General features: G+C 38.2%; 16 protein-coding genes. 12 read left to right on the top strand and 4 right to left on the bottom strand.

What is annotated here, in order from left to right:
• The first annotated feature begins 50 nt into the window (after positions 1 to 50).
• Together darT and darG are read left to right on the top strand one after the other, a co-directional pair.
• Complete coding sequence (darT, locus tag C9J51_RS10990; RefSeq protein ID WP_045039534.1) at positions 51 to 656, top strand: type II toxin-antitoxin system toxin DNA ADP-ribosyl transferase DarT; 606 nt, start codon at positions 51 to 53, stop codon at positions 654 to 656.
• A 14-nt stretch (positions 657 to 670) separates the two neighbouring features.
• Positions 671 to 1,738, top strand: a complete 1,068-nt coding sequence (gene darG, locus C9J51_RS10995; protein WP_045039533.1) for a type II toxin-antitoxin system antitoxin DNA ADP-ribosyl glycohydrolase DarG — start codon at positions 671 to 673, stop codon at positions 1,736 to 1,738.
• 660 nt (positions 1,739 to 2,398) lie between these two features.
• Here darG and C9J51_RS11000 read toward each other — a convergent pair.
• Positions 2,399 to 2,776 carry a hypothetical protein gene (locus C9J51_RS11000; RefSeq protein ID WP_045039532.1) on the bottom strand — a complete coding sequence of 126 codons (378 nt, stop codon included), beginning with the start codon at positions 2,774 to 2,776 and terminating at the stop codon, positions 2,399 to 2,401.
• A 217-nt stretch (positions 2,777 to 2,993) separates the two neighbouring features.
• Here C9J51_RS11000 and C9J51_RS11005 point away from each other — a divergent pair, with 217 nt between their 5' ends.
• The 6 genes from C9J51_RS11005 to yjjX all read left to right on the top strand — a co-directional run bounded on the left by C9J51_RS11005 (position 2,994) and on the right by yjjX (position 8,770).
• Positions 2,994 to 3,530, top strand: coding sequence for an HPP family protein (locus tag C9J51_RS11005; RefSeq protein WP_045038506.1), 537 nt, complete (start codon positions 2,994 to 2,996; stop codon positions 3,528 to 3,530).
• Complete coding sequence (locus C9J51_RS11010; RefSeq protein ID WP_045038507.1) at positions 3,523 to 3,939, top strand: universal stress protein; 417 nt, start codon at positions 3,523 to 3,525, stop codon at positions 3,937 to 3,939. The genes C9J51_RS11005 and C9J51_RS11010 overlap by 8 nt, the downstream gene beginning before the upstream one ends.
• A 357-nt stretch (positions 3,940 to 4,296) precedes the next feature.
• Entirely contained in the window at positions 4,297 to 4,854 is a 558-nt protein-coding gene (ahpC, locus tag C9J51_RS11015) for an alkyl hydroperoxide reductase subunit C (RefSeq protein WP_045038508.1), read from the top strand.
• Positions 4,855 to 5,105: 251 nt separating this feature from the next.
• Positions 5,106 to 6,686, top strand: a complete 1,581-nt coding sequence (gene ahpF, locus C9J51_RS11020; RefSeq protein WP_045039531.1) for an alkyl hydroperoxide reductase subunit F — start codon at positions 5,106 to 5,108, stop codon at positions 6,684 to 6,686.
• Between the two features lie 799 nt (positions 6,687 to 7,485).
• Entirely contained in the window at positions 7,486 to 8,124 is a 639-nt protein-coding gene (locus tag C9J51_RS11025; protein WP_045039530.1) for a helix-turn-helix domain-containing protein, read from the top strand.
• Positions 8,125 to 8,254: 130 nt separating this feature from the next.
• Positions 8,255 to 8,770 (top strand): inosine/xanthosine triphosphatase, encoded by a 516-nt coding sequence (gene yjjX / locus C9J51_RS11030; protein ID WP_045036101.1) that lies wholly within the window; start codon positions 8,255 to 8,257, stop codon positions 8,768 to 8,770.
• A 55-nt stretch (positions 8,771 to 8,825) separates the two neighbouring features.
• Here the strand turns inward: yjjX and trpR are convergent, their stop codons facing one another.
• Positions 8,826 to 9,143 carry a trp operon repressor gene (trpR, locus tag C9J51_RS11035; RefSeq protein ID WP_045036100.1) on the bottom strand — a complete coding sequence of 106 codons (318 nt, stop codon included), beginning with the start codon at positions 9,141 to 9,143 and terminating at the stop codon, positions 8,826 to 8,828.
• Positions 9,144 to 9,728: 585 nt separating this feature from the next.
• Between trpR and C9J51_RS11040 the strand changes: the two genes are divergently transcribed.
• The gene (locus C9J51_RS11040) at positions 9,729 to 10,616 is read left to right on the top strand and encodes an ATP-grasp fold amidoligase family protein (RefSeq protein ID WP_107237136.1); all 888 of its coding nucleotides are present in this window, start codon (positions 9,729 to 9,731) and stop codon (positions 10,614 to 10,616) included.
• Positions 10,617 to 10,786: 170 nt separating this feature from the next.
• Here C9J51_RS11040 and sltY read toward each other — a convergent pair whose 3' ends face one another.
• Positions 10,787 to 12,751, bottom strand: coding sequence for a murein transglycosylase (gene sltY, locus C9J51_RS11045; protein ID WP_244907473.1), 1,965 nt, complete (start codon positions 12,749 to 12,751; stop codon positions 10,787 to 10,789).
• A gap of 254 nt (positions 12,752 to 13,005) precedes the next feature.
• Between sltY and ettA the strand changes: the two genes are divergently transcribed.
• Together ettA and C9J51_RS11055 are read left to right on the top strand one after the other, a co-directional pair.
• A complete protein-coding gene (ettA, locus tag C9J51_RS11050) occupies positions 13,006 to 14,673 on the top strand; it encodes an energy-dependent translational throttle protein EttA (RefSeq protein ID WP_045036097.1) in 1,668 nt (555 codons plus the stop codon).
• 269 nt (positions 14,674 to 14,942) lie between these two features.
• A complete protein-coding gene (locus C9J51_RS11055; RefSeq protein WP_107275094.1) occupies positions 14,943 to 15,926 on the top strand; it encodes a M23 family metallopeptidase in 984 nt (327 codons plus the stop codon).
• A gap of 116 nt (positions 15,927 to 16,042) precedes the next feature.
• On the opposite strand, the gene radA is transcribed toward C9J51_RS11055, so the two are convergent.
• Entirely contained in the window at positions 16,043 to 17,434 is a 1,392-nt protein-coding gene (radA, locus tag C9J51_RS11060; protein WP_045036095.1) for a DNA repair protein RadA, read from the bottom strand.
• 151 nt (positions 17,435 to 17,585) lie between these two features.
• Here radA and C9J51_RS11065 point away from each other — a divergent pair, with 151 nt between their 5' ends.
• Entirely contained in the window at positions 17,586 to 19,940 is a 2,355-nt protein-coding gene (locus tag C9J51_RS11065; protein ID WP_107250373.1) for a PilZ domain-containing protein, read from the top strand.
• Positions 19,941 to 19,958 lie beyond the last annotated feature (18 nt).

Raw genomic sequence — 19,958 nt, forward strand, 5'->3', positions numbered from 1 at the left:
TACAGTCATTATTTTTGTTCTTAATTTCATAACACAAGGACGGCATATCAGTGAGCGTTAAGGTATCTCATATTACGCACGTTAGTAATCTCAACAATATTATTGCTGAAGGCTGCTTATGGTCTGATGCAAAACGTATTGAACTGAATCTAACTAATGAAAATATTGGCTATAACCACATTAAGGCACGCCGCCTACAACATTCTGTAACAGTTGCTGCTGGTGGCTACATTGGGGAATATGTTCCTTTCAATTTTTGTCCACGATCAGTGATGCTATACGTCATACACCAAGGACACGAAAATTATCATGGTGGACAAGAACAAATATTGCACCTTATTAGTGATGTCGACACGATTAGAGCAACTGACTCAGATTGTTTTTTCACAGATATTCATGCTGATTTAGCCTTTGCCGAACAAATAGACGATTTTAGTCGTATTGATGAACTTGATTCTAAGAAAATTCATGCAAAATATTGGCAAGACTGTAAAGAAGAAAAACAGGCAGAATTTTTAGCTCACCAATCAGTTTCTTGGAATTGTATTCGACAGATTGGCGTAAAAACGCCAGAATTAGCCGAAGAAGTAAAAAAAATTATCGCATCATCTAACCACCAGCCAGATGTTGTCATTAAACCTGAGTGGTATTATTAATTGAGTAGTTCACAATGATTTCGTACGTTAAAGGCAATATTCTTCACGATCAAGCTGATGCCATTATCAATACCGTCAATACTGTTGGCGTTATGGGTAAAGGCTTAGCTTTGCAGTTTAAGAAAGCATTTCCTGATAATTTCAAAGCTTACAAATTAGCTTGTGACAATAAAGAATTAACGACAGGGCAACTGTTATCTATACCTACTCACTCAATGAATGCCCCTTACTTTATTATTAACTTTCCAACTAAAGCACACTGGAAAGGTAAATCAAAAATAGAATATATCCGTGAAGGGTTAATCGCCTTAAAAAAAGAAGTTGAGCGTTTAAATTTAACATCAGTCGCTATACCAGCTCTTGGTAGTGGTTTAGGTGGATTGCTATGGTCTGAGGTTGAATCTGAAATCTTAAGCTCGTTAAGCGACATGCCTAATGTTGAGTGGCGTTTATATCCCCCTCAGAATGCCCCACAAGCTGAATTGATGATCAATAAAACTCCAAAGCCTAGGATGACAATTGGTCGTGCTGCTGTTATTGGCTTAATAAATCAATACCTATCAACAGGTTTACATTACAACCTATCACTACTTGAAGTTCAAAAACTGGTGTACTTTTTAACGGCATCAGGTGAAACACTGAATAAAGTCCAGTTTCAAAAGCATCACTATGGTCCGTATGCCGATGTATTACGCCATGTACTTAATAAAATGGAAGGTCATTTTATTTCTGGCTACGCTGACGGTAAAAATACACCAGATGTGCCAATTTCATTGAAGCAAGATGCAATTACCAGTGCGCAGTCATTTTTAGACTCTCACCCAGAGACAAAGCATCACTTTGATGAGGTAACCAAACTGGTCAATGGCTTTGAGTCACCTTATGGCATGGAATTACTTTCAACCGTTCACTGGGTCGTTACTCATGAATGCGCAGGTGATGAAATTAATCCCGATGATGTAGTGAGTAAGGTTCACTCATGGAGTGAGCGGAAAGCGCAAATGAAGCCAGTTCATATAAAGGCTGCATTAAAACGGTTATGTGATGAACAGTGGTTAAATAAGGTTGCGCCGTCTTATTAAAGTAGTTGTAAAATAAAACGCGAAAACAATATGCATCAAATATTACTTATTGTGTAATTTAATTTGTGACCTTCTCCCCAAAAAACTAAAAACAAGATCCACTTCACATAATACAAAAAATACACTAACAAAAACATTTAGTAGTACCGATAGTAGTATCGCCAATAATCAAATCGAACAATAACAATTAAAAACAAATACATACAGCATCAGTTACGATGACGCCAGCCCACCAAACGTTTGGAAAGGGCCACTTCTTTGGAAGTGGCCTTTTTTAATTCCTAAAATTCAGTAAAATCATCGTATTAGCTTATTTTACGTCCTTATATTCCCTCTGTTGACTTACTTTAGCTCACCATTGATATGCAAAGTTATGGCTGTCCTTTGTTTTTTTCTTTTTTTTCCAGTAATAAAGTCTTGTAATAGTTGAACAACAAATACAACGTTAAAGTTGTAAATCCCCCTCAAACAACGTGTAAGTTGTACCGAGCATCAAATACAACCTTTAAGTTGTATTATTAAGAGAATTGAGCGAATTAAAGTCAAAGGTTTAACTATTAAAATAAAAAAAAACGCCAGCAAATCTACATTGCTAGCGCCTTAAATAAACCATCATGTTACGTATAGCGCACATGGTGGTTTAATGATTACATTGAGTGACTACTCATCAATGCCGCAATCAGTACAACTTTGTAATACGATTTCGTGTTCAAACACAGCGGTTTCGCTACCGTCAGCTAGTAGCTCTGCGATTTCTTCCGCTACTTCTTGCTCATCTTCTGCTTTTACTTGATTTGCTAGTGCTTCTTCTGAGTAACCGTAGAAGTTTAGCAATAAGTAATCACGCGCTTCATCTTTAGTGCAAGTTACGTTCACCAACAATTCTGGCTCAACATTATCTTGTGCGATCATCGCGGTTACTTGTGCGATAACCTCTTCTTTCATTGCTGGTGTTAACCAACCAAGATCAGCGTTTACTGTGTTTTTTTTGCATTTATAACAAGGCAATTTATGGAAGTAATATTGAAAGCTAGTCATGGGTCATTTCTTCTTTAAGTTTTGTATAACACGATTATGAGGATTTTCTCACAAAATACTATCTCAATAGGTATTGAAGATAAAAACTCTTACTGATAAGCAAATAAACATCATCACCGCATTCTTAGATAATACTTATGAGGCATTAATAACCATCTTGTTTGACCGAAAATGGCATATAATATTAATAAATTGAACTAATAAATAAGTATTACGAATGGATAATATGCAAAAGGGGATCCATTATAAGATCACCCACCCAGCTCATAAACTATGGATGATTGCGTTAGTTGCCGCAGCAGGATCTGCATTATGTATTGGTATTCTTGCCTTTGTAGATGGTGTCGCCAAGGGTGACTATTTATTAGTCGCGCCTTTTGGAGCCACAATGGTGTTGGTTTTTGGTTTACCACAAAGTCCTTTAGCCCACCCTAAAAATGTCATCTTCGGTCACTTAACAACAGCGATCATCGGCATTATATTTGCCAATCTTTTACCTGTAACGTTTTGGTCTTTAGGCTTAGCTGTGGGTGTGGGGATATTTCTAATGATCATGCTCAATGTTACTCATCCACCCGCTGGCGGAAACCCGTTGTTGATCATGTTAGGTGCACATACCAGTATTCTGTTCGCGTTTTATCCCATTTTTGCAGGTAGCTGCTTCATTGTTCTTATTGCACTGTTGTACCATGCATTAGTCTCTCGTTTAGAATATGCATGGGTTAATAAACCTAAAGAAGGCAAAGATGTATAAAAAAGTATTGTATGCGCTAGATATCGATTCTAAGCCCTATCTTCTTAAAGCGATTGCTTTAGCTGATCAACTCAATGCAGAACTGTTTGTGGGTTATGCAACGAATCTTGATGAACAACTATTTTCTGATGATGCATATTTAGGAAATGCTGTTGGGAATGATATTGTTAACACAGAAAAAGCCGAGCTAGAAAGTAAAATACAGGCGTTAATTACTGACACGACCTTAAATAGAGATCATGTTTATATTGTTAATGGGCCTGTTGGTATGGCGATTGAACGATTGGCGACAAATTTATCGGTTGATCTCGTAGTGATGGCTAATTCTCATCATTATTTTAGCTTTTTATCGAAAAATGCGCTTCTAATAAAATTAGCAACTCACCATGATTTTTTAAGTTTGTCTTGATGGTAAGTGGGTTACATTTTCAAAAAGGTCCTATTTTATAGTCAAATAAAGTAGGACCTTTTTATTCCCCCTGATGACTCGATTTACTCAACAAACTATTCCCTTTGTTATTTCATCCATCACACTCTTACATACCTAGCTATATTACAGACCTAAAGCATTCAAACATTCAGGTATTATCGCCCATCATACCCTGTCAGCATTAATTCAGAACAGATACTCATCAATAATAGGTTTTAGCTATTGAATATATCGGCTGTAACGATTTCCTTAATATCCCTGTTTTGACAATAATGGCTCCAGAGATTTAATTTGCATTACGCAGAAAAATTTAAAATTATTTAAAAGGATTCCATCATGATCAACACTGAAATCAAGCCATTTAGCGCTACTGCATACAAAGAAGGCAAATTTGTAGACATTACTGAAGCTGATGTTTTAGGTAAGTGGGCGGTATTCTTCTTCTACCCTGCTGACTTTACTTTCGTATGTCCTACTGAACTTGGCGACTTAGCTGATCACTATGCTGACCTTCAGTCTCGCGGTGTTGAAGTATTCTCAGTATCAACTGATACTCACTTCACTCACAAAGCATGGCACGACAGCTCTGATACTATCGGTAAAATCAACTACTTCATGGTAGGCGACCAAGCAGGTAACATCACTAATAACTTCAACGTTATGCGTGAAGGTCAAGGTCTTGCAAACCGCGCAACTTTCCTAATCGACCCACAAGGTGTTATCCAAGCAATGGAAATCACTGCTGAAGGTATTGGCCGTGAAGCTGAAGACCTAATGCGTAAAGTGAAAGCTGCACAATATGTTGCATCACACCCAGGTGAAGTTTGTCCTGCAAAATGGAAAGAAGGCGAAGCAACACTAACACCTTCACTAGACCTAGTTGGTAAGATCTAATCTTATTAACCTTTGATGACAATATTCGTTTTTGACGCCGAATCTGAAATAAATATTATTCATCTTACTTTTAAATAATCGTTTATTTAAAAGTAATAAGGCATCAAACATCTCCTCATGTTTGGTGCCTTATTAATTAGAAGAGCTTCAAAACATATTTACGCCTTTTTATATAGGCAATATGTCGTATTACAGTAGACCCGCATTCATTATCTGCTGTTAAGCCGTGAACAAATTAAAAAGGCAAAATTATGTTAGAACAAAGCATGAAGCAGCAACTAAAAGCGTATTTAGAAAACTTAAAAACTGATGTACAACTGGTATTAAGTTTAGACGATAGTGACACTGCACAAAAATTACATGAATTAGCTTACGAAATCGCAGAACTTAACGATAAAGTCAGTGTTATAGAAGATAATAACGCCAGCGTACGTAAGCCCGTAATGCAAGTGGTTAACCCAACCAAACAGACATCAATGAGCTTTGCTGGTCTGCCAATGGGACACGAATTTACATCATTGGTATTAGCACTACTGCACAGCGGTGGTCACCCAATGAAACTAGAACAACCAGTTATCGACCAAATTGCCGCATTAGATCAAGACATCATCGTTGAAACCTTCATTTCACTTTCTTGCCAAAACTGTCCTGACGTTGTGCAAGCTTTCAATATGATGGCTGCTATCAACCCTCGTATTAAAAGCAGCATGATTGATGGCGCAGCATTCCAAGCGGAAGTGACTGAACGCAACATCATGGCGGTACCGACTGTTTATGTAAACGGTGAAGTATTTGGTCAAGGCCGTATGTCGCTAACTGAAATTCTAAACAAATTAGATACTGGTTCTGCTAAAAAAGCGGCAGCAAGCTTAAATGATAAAGCCCCATTTGATGTATTAGTCGTTGGTGGTGGTCCTGCTGGTGCTTCTGCTGCCATTTACGCAGCACGTAAAGGTATTCGCACTGGTGTTGTCGCTGAGCGCTTCGGTGGTCAGGTGATGGATACTATGTCTATCGAAAACTTTATTTCTGTTAAAGAAACCCAAGGTCCTCGCTTAGCTGCAAGCCTAGAAGAACACGTAAAACAATACAACGTTGATATCATGAATGAACAACGTGTAAGTAACATTGTTGAAGCGGCAAATACTGATGACGGTTATGCCCATATCTACTTAGAAAGTGGCGCAATGTTAAAATCTCGCAGTGTGATCATCAGTACCGGTGCTCGCTGGCGTGAAATGAACGTCCCCGGAGAGCAAGAATACCGTAATAAAGGTGTAGCTTACTGTCCTCACTGTGATGGTCCATTATTTAAAGGCAAACGTACTGCGGTTATCGGTGGCGGTAACTCTGGTATTGAAGCTGCCATTGACCTAGCAGGTATTGTTGAACACGTTACTGTGCTTGAGTTTGCTGACACATTACGTGCCGACCAAGTGTTGATCAATAAAGCAGAAAGCTTGCCTAACATCGATATTATTACAATGGCTCAGACCACTGAAGTTGTTGGTGATGGCACGCGCGTTACAGGTATTAGCTATAAAGATCGTAATACTGATGAAATCAAACACATCGAACTTGCAGGTATCTTTGTTCAGATTGGTTTAGTGCCAAACACTGAATGGCTAAAAGAATCAGCGGTAACATTAACACCACGTGGTGAAATCGAAATTGGTGCTCACGGTAATACTAACGTTAATGGCATCTTTGCTGCGGGTGACGTGACAACTGTGCCTTTCAAGCAAATCATCATAGCGATGGGTGAAGGTGCAAAAGCAAGTTTAGGCGCATTTGATTACTTAATTCGTACGCCAGCCCCTACTGCTAAATAATAATATCAGCGATATAAACAAATAACATAAAGGCCTGTTCTTAATAAGAATGGGCCTTTAACACATCAGGAATTCACATTCTAAATCTAATCTAATGATTATTTACAGCCAACAGAGTTAAATCATCGCTGTAGCGTCTGTTTATGATTAATCACTTCTCATAACGTCTATTCTTATATTCGTTATTGATACCCCCTCTTATGCGACTCTTTATATGCCACAACAAGGTTTATATCGAATCAAAAAACGCATTGTTATATGATATTTTCGACTAAAACACTAAATACTTATTACGCATACCTAGATGTATTTAACATTCCCCATACAAGTATTACTCTCTAATTAACCAATAATAAAATTAATACCCATAAACACTATTTAATTTTATTATTGACTCAACTATCATTATTTTTATTTATTTTACAAAACAATTTATAATTTACAAAAATAAAAAAACAAATCTCATTATGTTTTTTAACACTCAAGAGTTTACTTTTAAAGCATTTAAAATCATGCTGTTATAACTATCTGTTATTTGGACCAGTCCGATTCCTATTCCCACATTCACTTATGGTAGTAATATAAAACTGCCTCTTTTCACAATCAAAACTTATTTCTTTCTGCGTATTTTGTTCCACTTTTTACCCATCTTTCCTGTGGGGTATATTTCTTTAACCAAATCAATCGCACTTTTTAATGAACAATGATTCCTTTTCTACACATTTCAGTAATATCTTTTATAACTATTGAGAATTCATATTGTATTCACCCCCCCTATTTGAAGCAGGAAGCTAGTTACATGGAATATTTAGAGAGAATTAAGCGTTTAGCTAAAGTTCAAGGTATCAGTCAAAAGCAACTTGGTGAAGCATTAACCCTTCAACAAGGCACAATGAGCCGTAAACTTTCAGGTAAATATGGTATTGAAGTTCGCGAATTAGAAAAGATTGCTGAAACATTAAATACATCAATTGGTTATATTCTGACAGGTCAAATTGACACAGGCACACAAGCAACGACAACGATCAGTACTGAACACGATAGCTCTGCAACGTGTACCTATATTCCAGTGATCCATCGTAAAGACTTTTCAGCTTACAATTTAGGTGATTCAGTTGAGGTGATCAGCAAGCGTGCGATCCCCCAGCATTTAGAGCGTGATGCATGCCTAGGTTTATTCATTGATAATGAAAATATCTCACATTGTGCACCTGTAGGTAGCTACGCATTAGCAACTAAAGAAGCCGCTTATCGTCCAAAGCAACCTGTCTTTGCTTCTGTACGTGGTAGTGAGCCTGATTTTTACCACATGACACAACTGGCTGATGGTGTTGTATTCTCAACCTCACAACCTGATTTTCCAAACCTATTTGTCAATAACGGTGAATTTCAAATTCACGGTTACATTATCCAATCAGACTGGGCTTACGATCGTTAATCACAACGACTGTTCAATTAGGGTTTAAACAGCTCATCTTATTATGATGGGCTTTTTTATTACTTTTGTTTTCAACATAAAGCGGTTATTTTTAGTTTATTCCATACTTTCTTTAACCGAATTTATATTTATGCCAACCATTATTGTTGCCTCAACCAACCCTGCAAAAATCACTGCTGTAACAGATGCCTTTAACGCTGCATTTCCACAACAATCCTTTACCACAACAGGTGTAAGCACTGACAGTGGCGTGCGTGATCAACCGTTAACCTGTGAAGAAACATTATTGGGTGCGAACAATCGCGTTATTTCATGCCGTCAGCGTTACCCTGATGCAGATTACATTGTCGGATTAGAAGCAGGATTAGATGATAATTTTACTTTTGCATGGATGGTTATTGAACACCAAGGCAAAAAATCGACGGCACGTTCTGCTTCGCTACCTTTACCGCCACTGGCTTTAGAGAAAATAGCACAAGGAATGGAGTTGGGAGATGTGATGGATGAAATGTTTGCTCAACAAAATATAAAACAAAAAGGTGGCGCTATTGCAATGTTAACCCACCATTTATTAAGTCGTAGTAGTGTTTATCAACAAGCATTAATTCTCGCGTTAATCCCTTTTTTACATCCTGAATTATACTAAAGACAATTCAGTGTGTGTGGCTAACGCGCGAGATCTTAATAGCAACTAATTAGCATTATTCTGCGGCAGAAGGGGAATTTTTAGCTAAAAAATCAGCTAGCCATGCTTTTGTTGCATCGTCTTGATGTTTAAGTTCGTTTGAACCGCGTGTAATAGTAGCCACCCCAACACCGAGTAACTCGCTAATTTTACGTTGACTACGTTCACCATTAAGTAGCTCGTGTACGATATTAACTCGAGCGATCAATGCTTCTCTTTCATCATGAGTTAATAATACTTTAAACAGTAACTGATCGCGCTGCTCCACAGAAGCTTGCTGAAGTAAATCTAAAATCTGCTGCCAGTCAGTATATTTTGGTGAGTCTACAGCCATTTTCGTTTATCCCGTAAGGCATTATATACGCGGTGCAGTGTACCGCGATTCCTACATCAGACCAAGTAACCGTCGTATTTATAGTTCATAAACAACGGAATAAACCATCATCATCATGCTCGCTAATGTAAGTCAAATATCATAATAATAACGCATCATTCTAAGAACATTTATCACCTTCAGCACCAGACTAAAAAGTAAAAACACAACATACTGTATAATAGTGTTACTGCGATTCTTAATCTTGTTTTGTCAAAAACAGTTATCGTTAAAAAATTTTCTAATTTTTAATGTTAAAAAAAGAAAATACACATAATATATAGCAAGAATTACGAATATTTCATCAAAGATGACAATAATCAATACTAAACATTTATGATTTTGTTCTTTCATATATTCTTTTACGATAAAAACTTGACATAGAGATAACAGATAAAAATCATTAATGTAGTTATACTTAGCTATTCGTAAAGAATGCTGATATTCAGTTAATATATAAAAACACGAATGAATCTATTGGTTTTAATTATAAAATAAACAAATAATATTTATAGTTTAGATAAATAACAGGCAGAGAACCTAATAATGGAAAGCTTACAATATCGCTTATTTTCAGGAGTAGTATCCAAACTCCCAATAAAATTAAGATTACAACTATTATATTTCAGAAAATTTAAAAAATTCATTAATTTTACTAATCCACAAACATTTAATGAAAAAGTTCAATTAAAGAAAATTCATGATCGCAGTGAATATCTCACTATTGGTGCAGATAAGTTAGCATCAAAAACGTTTGTTAAAAAAATAGCGCCAGAGCTCTACATTCCAAAAACATTATGGGTTGCGAAGTACATTGCTGATTTTGATACTTTTCCATTCTCAGAAATGCCAAGTAACTATGTATTAAAAGCGAATCATACAAGTCAAACCATCGAATTTGTTCGCGATGGTAAGCATTTTTCTAAACAAGAAATGAAAGATTTTGCATCTCGTTGGTTTAAGAAAGATCAATCAGGCTCATTAGGTGAATGGGGTTATAAAAACATTCCACCACGTGTATTTGTCGAAGAATTTTTAGATTTCAATGGCACAGTTCCAGATGATTACAAACTGCATGTCATTGATGGGAAAGTAGAATTTATTCAATTAGATCAAGGTCGTTTTGAACAACACTACCGTAATATGTTTGATCGCGATTGGAATGAACTCGGTTTTATTCTAAATAAAAAACCACGCTTACTTCCTGTACCTGAAAAGCCACCTTTTATTGATCAAATGATTGAAATAGCTGAGCGTATTGGTAAATATTATGACATGGTACGGGTTGACCTTTACTTCCATAATAATCAGGTAACATTTAGTGAGCTAACAATGTACCCAGCAGCTGGTTTCTCTAAATTCCCAGAAGAATGGAACCATAAATTTGGCGAACGTTGGATACTCGATTACCCAACCTTTTCTCAAAAAAAATAACAAATAAGCATTCATTTATATCAAATTAAAATATTTTCATTCTTCTTTATGTTTAGCCGCTACTGTCATATCTCTGCATAACAGTAGCGGTTTGTTTTATTACTTATATATATAATAAGTTTATTACATACATTGTATTTAAAAATGCTTATCTAAATATATTACCAACATTAATAGTGTGCCTTTAATTCAGCAGGGCTAAATAATACCCCTTTGCGTCCCATTAATTCATTGTAATAAATATCAAACATCAGCACATTTTGAACATAACCACGGGTTTCATTAAATGGTATTTGTTCTATAAATGCATATACATCAAGTTTACCATCAGTTATTTTTTTCCATTGTGATACGCGACCAGGGCCGGCATTATAAGAAGCAAAAGCATAAACACGATTATTATCATTACGCTTTAACATCATTTCTAAATACGCACTGCCTAAACGAATATTCACACTTGGATCAAATAAACTTTGTTTACCCTTGTATTTATAATCAAGTTTTTTCGCTGTTTCAGCAGCGGTTGCTGGCATAAGTTGCATTAATCCACTCGCACCAACATGTGATCGTGCATGAATATTTAACGCACTTTCTTGACGCGCTAATGCCATCATGGTCGATGTTGGAATATTTCGTTGCTCACCAAAGAAATCAAATAACCATTGGTGTGCTAATGGGAATCGCAATGTCATATGATCCCATAACTTACCCGAAATAGTGGCTTGTACTGCTAAGTAATGCCATTGATGTTTCTCTGCATATACCGCTAATTGACGCTTAGTTTGAACATCTGTGACTTTAGATAATAAATATCCCCACTCACGGTTAGCAGCGGTAACTTTATCAAGCGCAAGTAACTCTTTAATGCGTGCTAAACTCTTTTTATAAGGCTTTAATAACGCGGTTGATGTTGGGGCTTTAGTTAATGGGTACACGATAGGTTTATTTAATATCGTCGCCGCCGCTGCACTGTAAAAATCACGCTCTCCTAATAAAGAAGTATAAATTTTATCCGCTTGTTTTTTCTTGCCGTTTTGCGCTAACAACTTGGCTTTCCAAAATGTCCAACGCGGCGTCTGTTGTGCTTCTTTTGGTAAGCGATCAAGCCACTGTTGGGTCTGTTTCCAGTTCGCCTCACGAATGGCATTACGCACACGACGCTCTAACAGGCTGGCATTGTCACTCTGTGCTAATTTGCTGTCACGCCACTTTGCTAACGCCGTGTCTGATGTCGACATTAATCGAGAAGCGACCGCATCAGCCAATGTTTGCTTGGTGGCTTTATCAAAATGCTGTCCGCGTACCACTTGGTCATACTCAGCAACCGCTTGTTGAGTATCTGTACGTGCTAATAATAAAAAGGCATTTTGAGTCAACGCTTGGTTAAACGGTGTGACTTTACTTTTTTTAGCGAACTCACCCACATTTTGAGGTTGGTTATATAACGCTAACACAGCCTCACCACTAGCTTGCGCATCGCCCGTTAATAACTTATCAAGGTAGCTTAATAAACTTTTATTACCCTTGGCATAGGCTAATACCATGCGATCTAGCACCATCGCATTAGTGCGTTTACCTGCGGTATTCCAACTGTCTAATAAATTATCGCAACTAGCCGGTAACGAACTGCCTGTTTGCCACAATTTACTCGCACCTTGCCACGCTAATTGAGCATGGCCCATTTTATCTTTAGCGTAATAAAATGCACATTGAAGATCAGTATTACGAGGGACAGCAGGTTGAATCATTAAAAAATCATGCCACCGCCCAGTCCTCACTAATTGGTTTAAATAGCGGTTTTTAATCGACTGGCTAAACGGTAACATTTTATATTTATCAATAAATACCTGCACCTGACTCGCTTTTTTCGTTGCTAACTGGGCATTAAATTCACGATATTCCAAATAAGGGTAAAGTGGGTATCCCCCTAATTTAGTTTTTTCCTGATGAAATACGGTCATATTGTTAGCTGAAAAAGCAGTTTGGGCTTGTTCATACCATGTTCGTTGTTGCTCTAAAGACGCAGCTTGAACAGTTACCGTGCTCGTTAATCCGACCGTCAACAAAGCAAATGAAAAAACGCGAGAATAACTAAATAGACGTGCCACGATTAACTCCATATCAAAAAAACACATGTACAATCCTTGCTCAAGGATAGCAAAATAAAAACACACTAACGTAAAATAGAATGATTAAATAAACACTGTCTACGCTCGAGAGCTTGTAATTACTATAAGATATGATTGTGATGGTAACCATTACAATAAACAATCTCTTTCTACCGCTAAAATACATTAATCAGTCGTGGAATAAACAACAATTCGGATGAACTTTTAAAGATTATAGGTACTATATAAGCTTCATTTTAGAGTAGAGATCACACACGGATATGGCTGATTACGTCTATACCATGTCGCGAGTGGGCAAAATCGTCCCACCTAAGCGTCAAATCTTAAAAGATATTTCACTGAGTTTTTTTCCTGGTGCCAAAATTGGTGTCCTTGGTCTTAACGGTTCAGGTAAATCAACCTTACTGCGCATCATGGCAGGCATTGATACTGATATTGAAGGTGAAGCACGCCCTCAAGCTGGCCTTAAAGTCGGTTACCTACCTCAAGAACCGGTATTAGATGAAACCAAAACAGTACGTGAAATTGTTGAAGAATCGGTTTCTGATGTTAAAGAGGCTTTAATTCGTCTCGATCAAGTGTATTCAGCCTATGCTGAACCTGATGCTGATTTTGATGCACTCGCAAAAGAACAAGGCGATTTGGAATCATTAATTGAAACCAAAGATGGCCACAACTTAGGCATGCAACTTGAGCGTGCTGCCGATGCATTACGTCTACCCGATTGGGATGCGGTAATTAAAAACCTCTCTGGTGGTGAGCGTCGTCGTGTCGCTATTTGTCGTTTATTGCTTGATAAACCCGACATGCTGTTACTTGATGAACCTACCAACCACTTAGACGCCGAATCTGTGGCATGGCTAGAGCACTTCTTGGTAGATTACAGTGGTACTGTGGTAGCAATTACCCACGACCGTTACTTCCTTGATAACGCTGCTGGCTGGATTCTAGAACTTGACCGTGGTGAAGGTATTCCATGGCAAGGTAACTACACCTCATGGCTTGAGCAAAAAGATGCACGTCTAAAACAAGAATCCACTCAAGAACGTGCTTTGCAAAAAACCATTGAAAAAGAACTAGAATGGGTGCGTCAAAACCCTAAAGGCCGTCAAGCTAAATCAAAAGCACGTATGGCGCGTTTTGAAGAGCTTAATACGAGCGATCACCAAAAGCGTAATGAAACTAACGAGTTGTTCATTCCGCCAGGTGAGCGTTTAGGCGATAAAGTCATTGATGTTAAAAATCTAACCAAATCGTTTGGTGATCGTGTATTGATTGATGATTTGTCTTTTAGTATGCCTAAAGGCGCAATCGTCGGTATTATCGGTGCTAACGGCGCGGGTAAATCAACCCTATTTAAGATGCTAAGTGGTGACGAACAACCGGATTCTGGCACTATTGAGCTAGGTGAAACGGTGAAATTGGCGTCAGTGGATCAGTTCCGCGATAGCATGAACGACAACAACACGGTTTACCAAGAAATCTCTGAAGGCGCTGATATTCTTAAAATCAACAATTTTGAGATCCCAGCACGTGCGTATGTATCACGCTTTAACTTTAAAGGCAGTGATCATCAAAAACGCATTGGTGATTTATCAGGTGGTGAACGTAACCGTGTTCACTTAGCGAAACTACTCAAATCAGGCGGTAACGTATTACTGCTCGATGAACCCACCAACGACCTTGACGTAGAAACCTTACGTGCATTGGAAGAGGCCTTACTTGAGTTCCCTGGTTGTGCGATGGTTATCTCACACGACCGTTGGTTCTTAGACCGTGTAGCAACGCATATTCTTGATTATCGTGATGAAGGAAAAGTAAGCTTCTTTGAAGGTAACTTTACTGAATATACCGATTGGCTGAAGAAAACATTAGGGGCTGATGCCGCTGATCCTCACCGCATCAAATACAAGCGTATTACCAAATAATTAGTGTCATCCTATAAAAGAGCTGCTTAAACAGCTCTTTTTATCAAAATAAAATCTTCCTTAAAACCAACAACTTTAATTAAGCATTAATCAATAGATACAATATAGCCTCATTTTTGTGACGTGATAACTAGCAATAATGAAAATGAAGACATAGACTGAGTCGCTTATTATTTATCACTCGTTGGCACTTCTGACCCCAACAATGACAGCTTAAATTCGTTGTTGATTGTCGACTTTCTCTTATTTATCAATAATAGCTATCGATTATGCCTCATTTAGAACCACCATCATCAAAATCGTCATTCGTCACCAAACCTTTCCGCCCTTTACAACAATATTATCGCGGTATCATTATCATAGCGGTATGCGGGCTGTTTAGTTACGCGGGTTATTCAATGTTTCATCTTTATCAAAACGCTAAGATTTCGCAGATTAAAGCCCAAAAACTCAGTGCACAAGCTTTAGCATTAAGTGCGTCACTGTCAGAAGAAACGGCAATGAATCAAGATCTCAACCAAGCATTAGCCGCTAAGAAAAAATCATTAATTGCGCTTAATCAACGGATTGATGACATGGAAACTGTATTGGGTATTGAGCCACCAGCCGATAACCCAACCATAACCCAACGGGTTGATACAGCAGCGATTAATTCGGCCGTTAGAGCAACGTTATTTCAATTAATCCCTAATGGTGCCCCAACCCCTAATATCCAATTAACATCAGGTTTTGGTACCCGTGTTCACCCAATCACTAAAAAACGCAAACGTCATGATGGCCTTGATTTTGCGGCTAAAATTGGCACTCCAATTTATGCCCCTGCCGATGCGGTTATTGAACGCGCCCGTAACAGTAATTACGGTTATGGCAATCAATTAACCCTTAATCATACCATGGGTTTTATTTCGACTTACTCACACCTAAGTAAATTTAAAGTGAAACAAGGCGAGTTCGTTAAAAAAGGTCAACTTATTGGTTTAACTGGCAATTCAGGATTATCAACAGGCCCCCATTTACATTATGAAATTCGCTTTTTAGGCAAACCATTAAATCCACGACCCTTTGTGAAATGGGATATTGAAAATTTTGATGCGTTATTTAAACAAGAAAAGAATGTCCAATGGGCATCACTGTTAAATACCATCAATAGTATGGTTGCGATGCAGGTGCAGTTAACAGGCGATGAAAATCACAATACGGGTATGACAACAGTCAGTCATACTCAACCGTCATCAAACCACGATGAGCTGTAAACAAAACCAACCTTAATTACCTGTAATAAATAACAAAAAAAGGCCAACCACGATAATGTGGTTGGCCTTTTTATTTGAAGCGACTGTTGTTAATCGTCTTAATTAGCGCATTGGTATTAGTTAATCAACTCGATCAATTCATGGATAGTTTTCACCGCCACTATTTTTGCGCCCAGCCCTTCCATTGATTTATGGTAATTACGATAAGGAATAAAGATTTCCGTAAAGCCATGTTGCGCCGCTTCTTTTACCCGTGGCACGCCACTGTCTATTGGGCGCACATCACCATTTAGACTGAGCTCGCCCATAATGCAGGTTGTACGCGGTACCACAAACTCGTTTAAGCTACTTAATAATGCAGCCACTAACGCCAAATCAATACAGGTTTCTGATTCATCGATTTTTAAACCACCGACAATATTGAAAAAAGTATCATGGAATATTTTGGTTTTCGCGTGCTTGCGTAAAATACCCGTCAACATTTTAATTCGATTCATGTTTAAGCCAACACAAACCCGTTGAGGAAACTCCCCTTCTGTTTCAGTGGTTAAGCATTGGATCTCAAGTAAAATATTCCGATTACCTTTACGAATACAGGTAATTGCAGAGCCTGATGATTCAGTGGTTGATCCCGATAAGAAAATTTCACTGGGGTTATCAACACTGAGCATTCCGCGCTCGGTCATACGGAAAATACCGACCGTATCAACATCACCAAAACGGTTTTTATTAGCGCGCAGTGTACGTACTTGACCGTCATTAGTATCGATATGCAATAACGCATCGACAATATGAACCAATGTCTGTGGACCTGCTATTTCGTTATTTTTATTAACGTGGGCAATCAAAAACATGGTGACGTTGTTTTGTTTACAATATTGCGTCAGTGATTGCGCCGCAGTTTTTACTTGTGACGGTGAGCCAGGGCTACCATTGGCTAATTCAGTTGATACCGCTTGAATGGAGTCAATAACCGCAAATTTAATCTGTTTCGCGTCTAATTCTGCAATAATAGCTTCAACACTGGTTTCAGCCATTAAATACAAATTATCTTCATTGCAGTCTAATTTAAGTCGATTAACACGGTTTTTAAACTGCGATAACGATTCCTCCGCGGTACAGTATAACGATGGCATTAATTTCGACATCCGTGCCACTAAATCAGACAATAGTGTGGTTTTACCCGCACCGGGATCACCCGAAATAATATTAACTGAGCCGGTGGTTAATCCGCCGCACAATACGCGATCAAGCTCACCAATGCCGGTAAGCATTTTCTGGGCATCAACCGCTTCAACTTCATGCAGTTTTTTAGAACCACCCCCCGCAATACCGGCGTAGCCAGACATACTTGAACGAGCCGAAGTAGCGACCCCAGTTTTGGTATTTGGAATAGTAAATTCAGTGATCGTGTTCCATGATTTACACCCAGAACATTGACCTTGCCAACGTGCAAAATCCATCCCGCAATCACTACATACATATGCTCGTTTTGCTGCTTTTGCCATTCTACATCCTACATCACTTATTTATTCACAATCATTAATCATACTAGCGTCAATAAACTATCGAATAATGACAAATATATGCCAGTTAACGCTAAATTTTTTACTTTGTTGGTCGATGATATAACTAGCCATTCATCAATAGATCCAAATCATGCATCTCGACGATTATAAAGCACTGATTGAGCAATTATTGCCAATTTATAACCAACCCGATTTTGACGCTGTGTTCAACTTATTAACCGAACACGAAACAGGGCCAGTGCGACTACAAATAAAAATGGAAATCAATCGCTTGATGACCCCCTGCAATAAAATTATTGATCTGCGCGGGCGGGTTAAAGGCCAATGTCGAGAATACACCTTTAGTGATCACAGCCATTGGTTAGATGATGTGGCTATCAATATTTATCATCGTCGTAAAACGGTGTTTGGTGGGCAATATTGCTATGGTTTATATGAAGAATTAATCAATACTCACAATAATTTTCGTATTCTTCATCAGCAACAAAAAATGCCACCGATTTATACTACACCAGAAGATAATCCATATAGCTTATTTCAAGCTCAGCTGATTCGATTTGGCTATTACCTTAGTCGCGAAGAAAAGCGACTCAGTATTGCCACCCCAATAGCCCTAACGTTGGCTAATGAACAACAAATTCTAGCCACCACCGTTGATCTGTCTTTTTCAGGTGCCAAATGTAAAGTACCCGCTGCATTTGATTATCAATTAGGTCAAACTATTACAGCTTCATTTCCACAACTGGCACAACAATACCAAGATGCTCGACTCAATCAAAGCCACTATTATCGTATTTTAAGTATTGATACTATTCAAGATAACGACAATATCAAATGGTTACGCTTACTGGCATTAACGGACAATACCGCCTTACAAGCAATCATTAAACATGATCAGCACCAATCGTTAAGCCATAACAATCATGATGACAAAATCATTCAGTTACGCACTCAAGGTTATGAGCATTGCTACCTTAAACATACTCTCACAATGCCATTATTTTTTGCTGGGAATAATTTAAAATACAGCTTATTGACTGACCATAATCAACATCAATGGCAATATTGGCATGATGAACGCAATCAACCAGTGATCAATCATTTGTTGTCTGCAACGCGAATCAATAATCTTGAGCTAAGTGGTATTTCTCATACCAGTACCTTAATTTATAGCTTCTTTCATGAACATCAAGGACAACGCTACTTTTATTCAGCAGCACTGCCAGAAATGACACGTCAACAACGGCTATTATTTTGGCAAATAGGCGCTAAACGTGAAAGTTGGCGTGTCATGCGCTTAACCATATACCCATTAGCACAGAATGACATGCAAGCATTGGCACAGCTAACCCCTGAAATGATGCCTTACTGTCAGGACTTATCCCATATCGGTACTTTACAAGATTTAACTCATGCTGAAGTACAATCAGACTACCTTTGCGGCATAACATCAACCTTACCTCCCTCAGAGTTAAATCAATTTCGTCATCTTCGAAATCCCATCAGCCAAGCAGAAGCAATTCATTTTGATCCCAAACCACTACGTAGCGAAGATCGGTTCCGTTATAAAACCACGATTACATTACAGCAAGATCTAACAACCATCGGTGGCGTTTCTATCGATTTTTCCAGCCGTGGACTTAATATCAATTTAGATCAACCACTACGATGTAAGCAAGGCGACACGGTTTTCATTGAATTTACTCACTTGGCCCGCAGCACGAAAAACGATATTTTAAAAAAAATGCCGTACCAGATTATTCGAACTAGCCCTAGTGGTAAAAACATTCAACTCATCACCATTGAAAATGAAGACGGTTTATTAGGCGGGCAATTTCTACGGACCTTAATTGAATCTAATCTTGAAAAATTAGCGCTCTGTAAAGAACCTCAACCTTCACCCGCCATGCTATTAACCATGCATCAAATGCTACTGACGCGGCTGCATAGCTTGCCGTATTTTGCTGAAAAGATAGATCATAAAATAAAAGTAAAAGCGGTTGGCTCTAATTTTCCATTATCTCCTCTGGCAAGTATGTTGCGTCAACTAAGTGATAATAACCGCTTAGATCTTGATGTGATTTTTAGACAACGAGTAAAACAAATGCTCGCCGATCCCATGCGACCACGGAATAAACAACAGCAACAACCGCCATTTATTCATGAGTTATATTTAGCGGTTGAATACCACGATAAACAGATCCATAAAATGGACACTAAACTGCGGAGTGATTTTGAAGATCTTGCCGCGCAACGACAATATATTCAGCAAGCTCGTCAACACGGAGATCTGTTCGCATTACGCATTACAGCACTACCGTTATTAAATCCACTGACGGCATTGATTGGTGAAAAACTCAGTAAATTAGCCCGCTTAACATTACACCGAGCTCGCGCATTAGAAATGGAATTTACGTCGTTAATGGGCTGTGGTGAAATTTTTGATATTACCGATGAAGTATTAATTCGGCTTGAAATACATTAGGTCTAATCACCTTCCGCA

This window comes from Photobacterium iliopiscarium (assembly GCF_003026395.1).
GTDB classification, from domain to species: Bacteria; Pseudomonadota; Gammaproteobacteria; order Enterobacterales; family Vibrionaceae; genus Photobacterium; species Photobacterium iliopiscarium.

Excerpts from the sequence above, each read along its gene's own strand:
- darG (WP_045039533.1), top strand. The coding sequence starts at position 671 with ATGATTTCGTACGTTAAAGGCAATATTCTTCACGATCAAGCTGATGCC.
- C9J51_RS11000 (WP_045039532.1), bottom strand. The coding sequence starts at position 2,776 with ATGACTAGCTTTCAATATTACTTCCATAAATTGCCTTGTTATAAATGC.
- C9J51_RS11005 (WP_045038506.1), top strand. The coding sequence starts at position 2,994 with ATGGATAATATGCAAAAGGGGATCCATTATAAGATCACCCACCCAGCT.
- C9J51_RS11010 (WP_045038507.1), top strand. The coding sequence starts at position 3,523 with ATGTATAAAAAAGTATTGTATGCGCTAGATATCGATTCTAAGCCCTAT.
- ahpC (WP_045038508.1), top strand. The coding sequence starts at position 4,297 with ATGATCAACACTGAAATCAAGCCATTTAGCGCTACTGCATACAAAGAA.
- ahpF (WP_045039531.1), top strand. The coding sequence starts at position 5,106 with ATGTTAGAACAAAGCATGAAGCAGCAACTAAAAGCGTATTTAGAAAAC.
- C9J51_RS11025 (WP_045039530.1), top strand. The coding sequence starts at position 7,486 with ATGGAATATTTAGAGAGAATTAAGCGTTTAGCTAAAGTTCAAGGTATC.
- yjjX (WP_045036101.1), top strand. The coding sequence starts at position 8,255 with ATGCCAACCATTATTGTTGCCTCAACCAACCCTGCAAAAATCACTGCT.
- trpR (WP_045036100.1), bottom strand. The coding sequence starts at position 9,143 with ATGGCTGTAGACTCACCAAAATATACTGACTGGCAGCAGATTTTAGAT.
- C9J51_RS11040 (WP_107237136.1), top strand. The coding sequence starts at position 9,729 with ATGGAAAGCTTACAATATCGCTTATTTTCAGGAGTAGTATCCAAACTC.
- sltY (WP_244907473.1), bottom strand. The coding sequence starts at position 12,751 with ATGTGTTTTTTTGATATGGAGTTAATCGTGGCACGTCTATTTAGTTAT.
- ettA (WP_045036097.1), top strand. The coding sequence starts at position 13,006 with ATGGCTGATTACGTCTATACCATGTCGCGAGTGGGCAAAATCGTCCCA.
- C9J51_RS11055 (WP_107275094.1), top strand. The coding sequence starts at position 14,943 with ATGCCTCATTTAGAACCACCATCATCAAAATCGTCATTCGTCACCAAA.
- radA (WP_045036095.1), bottom strand. The coding sequence starts at position 17,434 with ATGGCAAAAGCAGCAAAACGAGCATATGTATGTAGTGATTGCGGGATG.
- C9J51_RS11065 (WP_107250373.1), top strand. The coding sequence starts at position 17,586 with ATGCATCTCGACGATTATAAAGCACTGATTGAGCAATTATTGCCAATT.